This window comes from Roseicella frigidaeris, assembly GCF_003258945.1.
Classification (GTDB): domain Bacteria; phylum Pseudomonadota; class Alphaproteobacteria; order Acetobacterales; family Acetobacteraceae; genus Paracraurococcus; species Paracraurococcus frigidaeris.
In genome coordinates this window covers 1-3,526 of record NZ_QLIX01000067.1, presented here as the reverse complement: position 1 = coordinate 3,526, position 3,526 = coordinate 1, and the positions used below count along the sequence as shown (strand labels likewise).

Annotated in this window: 3 protein-coding genes and 1 pseudogene; 1 reads left to right on the top strand and 3 read right to left on the bottom strand. The window is 67.1% G+C overall.

The genetic code is table 11. The features are described from left to right. Positions 1 to 70: 70 nt before the first annotated feature. Both DOO78_RS26655 and DOO78_RS26650 read right to left on the bottom strand, forming a co-directional pair. Entirely contained in the window at positions 71 to 403 is a 333-nt protein-coding gene (locus DOO78_RS26655) for a hypothetical protein (protein WP_207803088.1), read from the bottom strand. Positions 404 to 411: 8 nt separating this feature from the next. Beyond that, entirely contained in the window at positions 412 to 1,518 is a 1,107-nt protein-coding gene (locus DOO78_RS26650) for an L-dopachrome tautomerase-related protein (RefSeq protein WP_111472910.1), read from the bottom strand. 146 nt (positions 1,519 to 1,664) lie between these two features. On the opposite strand from DOO78_RS26650, the gene DOO78_RS26645 reads away from it, so the two are divergent. Beyond that, positions 1,665 to 2,611, top strand: a protein-coding gene (locus DOO78_RS26645; RefSeq protein ID WP_111472909.1) for an IS630 family transposase whose coding sequence is annotated in 2 segments (ribosomal slippage) — positions 1,665 to 2,004 and positions 2,004 to 2,611 — 948 coding nt in all. Because the reading frame shifts where the segments join, the coding sequence is not laid out codon by codon here. 34 nt (positions 2,612 to 2,645) lie between these two features. On the opposite strand, the pseudogene DOO78_RS26640 reads toward DOO78_RS26645, so the two are convergent. After that, positions 2,646 to 3,384 (bottom strand): annotated as a pseudogene (locus DOO78_RS26640) (IS5 family transposase). Positions 3,385 to 3,526: the final 142 nt, after the last annotated feature.

The window sequence follows — 3,526 nt, the reverse complement described above, 5'->3', positions numbered from 1 at the left end:
CAATCTCCTCGGGCGTGTGGGCCTTCTTCCTCGCCATCCCCGAACCTCCCCCCGCAGTCGCCAGGCTACATCACCGGCGGACCACTTCTACGGGGGCAGGCCAGTGTGTCGACACGCGATCGCCCAGCGTCTCGCCCGGCCCCTGCGCAAAGCGGATCGCGACTTCGTAGGTGCCCGGCTCGGCGAACAACCCCTGCGCCAGCTCCGGCGGAAGGTCGTCGGCGATCGTCAGCGTGCCGACAACGCAGGCCGAACTCTTGGCATGGCTGGCGCGCACGGCATGCTGCTCACGCTTCTCGACCACCTCGCTCTGCTGGGTCATCCCCTGGATGATGCCATCGATCGTCGCCTGCTCGTCTGGTTCGAGCGTCTCGATGTCGTCGCGGTAGCGCAGGTAGGTCATGGCGATCCTCAACGGGTAGGAGCGAACGAGAACAGCTCGGTGCGGATCGACGGCGGGGCACCCGGCGTGAACCACTGCGTGTCCTGGATGTGGCTCGCGGTGACGTAGATCGTCCCGTCGGGACCTTCGGCGAACGTATCGGGCCAGCGTAGCCGCTTATCCGTCAAGACGATCTCCGTCCCGGACCCGGCGAGCCGCCTGATCGAATAATCGGTCGGCGAGGTAATGTAGAGCGTCCCAGCCTTGCTCATCCACAGCCCATCCGCGACAGCGGTGGTGGCAACGGTCTGCACCGCGCCACTGCGCTCTCGCTCGCTGACGTCGGGGCGCAGCTTGTCGGTGGCGATCGAATAGAGCGTCTTCCCGGTCAGCGCCTGCCAGTAGAGCGTCTTCCCGTCATTCGAGATCGCAATGCCGTCGGACGCGAACGTAGGCTGCCGCCCATCGGGGCGGACAAGCGGCTTGCCCTCGATGGCGACGGTGACGCTCTTGTCGATTTGAGTCGACGGATGTCCATCAAGCGCTCGGAAGCTCTTTCCGTCCTCCAAGTCGACGACGATGATTGCGCCGCGCGTGCCGCTGTCGGTGATGTAGCCGGTCCGGCCATCGGGCGAGAACCGGATATCGTTGAGGTAGGTGCCCTGCAGCGCAACGTCGCCGGGCACCGCGATGACCTTGGTCACCTTATTCGTCTTCAGGTCGATGCGGACGAGCTTCGGCGCGCCCTCCAGGATCTTCTCGTTGCCGGGCGCGCCGGGATCGAGCACCCACAAGTTGCCGTGGCCGTCCGGCACGATCGACTGGACGCAGACGAAATACTCGCCGACCGGCATCTCGTTCGCCCTGGCGTTGCGCCAGCTGTTCCACTTGACGTCGGGGTAGGGCCGGAGCGCGCCGTCGGCCATCACCTCGGCAACCGATATGGGCGCGTCGTCGGTCCAGCGTGGGAAGTTGACGAAGCGGCGCCCGTCGGCAGTGACGGCGACGCCGGTGACCTGGTGGTCGAACCGCGCCACCTGGGTCAGTGCGGCGCTGCGTCCACTCTGGGCGTAGGCGGCGCCCGTCAGCGCTGTCGTGAGGACACTCAGCCCGATCAGAATATTGCGCTTCCGCATCTGCCGCTCCCGTTCACCGGACGCGACGCGCGGCGGTTCGCTGACCAACGGACGAGCGCTAGAGCGGTTTCCGGTCTGACTGAATCGCTTGTGATCCACGGGGACGTGGGGAGGTGATTCAGTATCCCTGGCGAGGGAGGCCGGGCATGTCGAAGGCGTTGTCGGTGGATTTGCGGGAGCGGGTGGTGTCAGCGATCGCGGCCGGTGCGTCCTGCCGGGCGGCGGCGACCCGCTTCGGGGTGAGCGCGTCGAGCGCGATCCGCTGGGCAACGCTGGCGCGGGAGGCGGGCTCGGTCGCACCAGGGCCACTGGGCGGAGACCGCCGGACGGCACGGATCGAGGGGCATGCCCCGCTGATCCTGGGCTTGGTCGAGCGGACTTCCGACATCACGCTGAAGGAGATCCAGGCCGAACTGGCCAAGGCGGGCGTGTCGGCCGGGATCGGCACGCTGTGGCGCTTCTTCGACCGGCGCCGGATGACGTGGAAAAAAAGACGGCCCATGCCGCGGAGCAGGACCGGCCGGACATCCTGAGGCGGCGCTGGGCGTGGTTCGACGACCAGATCGACCTCGATCCCGCCAAGCTGGTCTTTATCGACGAGACCTGGGCCTCGACGAACATGGCCCGTACCCGCGGCCGGGCACCCCGGGGCGAGCGCCTGCGGGCCGGCATCCCGCACGGGCACTGGAAGACCACCACCTTCGTTGCCGGCTTGCGCAACACCGGCATGGTCGCCCCCATGGTCCTCGACGGCCCGATCAACGGCCGCGCCTTCCAGGCCTATGTCGACCAGGTCCTCGTGCCCGAGCTGCGGCCCTGCGACGTCGTCATCATGGACAACCTCGGCAGCCACAAGGGCGCGGGCGTCAGGGCTTCCATCGAGGCCGCAGGCACGAGCCTGCTCTACCTCCCGCCCTACAGCCCCGATTTCAATCCCATCGAGAACGCCTTCTCCAAGCTCAAGGCGCTGCTCCGCAAAGCCGCTGAGCGCACCGTCGAAGGACTTTGGGACACCATCGGCCGCTTTATCCCAAGCTTCACCCCAGCCGAGTGCACCAACTACTTCGCCGCAGCCGGGTATGACCCAGACTGATGGGAAAACGCTCTTAGAGCCTGTTTGAGAATGGTCAGGGGTGTGCGAGACGCCTGACGAGGAGGGCGCCGAGACTGAGGCGGATCATGGCCTCGGAGACGTCGAGGCGGCGTTCGTAGTCGCGGACGAGGCGTCGCCAGCGGGTCATCCAGCCGAAGGTGCGTTCCACCACCCAGCGGCGGGGGAGGACCTGGAAGCCCTTCTGGTCCGCCAGCTTGCGCACGATCTCGATGGTGAAGTCGCGCCAGGCGGCAAGGCTCGCCAGCTTGCCCCGGTCATACGCTCCNCATCAGGTTCACCCTCAGCAGCCGCCCGTCCGTGTCCACCGCGACGTGCCGCTTACGCCCCTTTGTCCGCTTAGCCGCGTCGTAACCGCCCCCGCTTGGCGCGTTCGGCGCCTTGACCGTCTGGCTGTCGAGCACGCCCGCTGACGGGCTTGCCTCACGTCCCGCCTGCTCCCGATCCAGCATGAGCGCGACATCGTGGATCGTGTGGAACAGCAGCCGCCGCACGAAGCGCCGGAACCACCAGTAGATCGTCTGCCAAGGCCCGAAGTCGTGCGGCAGCATGCGCCACCCGCAGCCCGCCCGCGCCAGGTAGCGGATCGCGTTCAGAACCTCGCGCAGTTCCACCCCAGGCGGCCTGCCGCGCCGCGCAAGTCGAGGCAGCAGCGGTTCCACCACCGCCCACTCCTCATCCGTCAGGTCAGACGGGTAGCGCTTCGTCCTACGGGCAAGCTCGGCCATCCGGCCACGGCTCTCTCGGGTCCACATCCCCAGTGTGAATCACGCCCAGACAACCCATGCCACCCCATTCTCAAACAGGCTCTAAGCTCGAGTTTGGCCATTTGCGGGGGCTGAAGCGGCGGAGCGAGTGACTGGCTAAGCTGGGGCGTCCCGGCCAAAGGACAGCCAC

Bases quoted from the DNA above. Each gene is read 5' to 3' on its own strand.
- DOO78_RS26655 (WP_207803088.1), bottom strand. From the start codon at position 403: ATGACCTACCTGCGCTACCGCGACGACATCGAGACGCTCGAACCAGAC.
- DOO78_RS26650 (WP_111472910.1), bottom strand. From the start codon at position 1,518: ATGCGGAAGCGCAATATTCTGATCGGGCTGAGTGTCCTCACGACAGCG.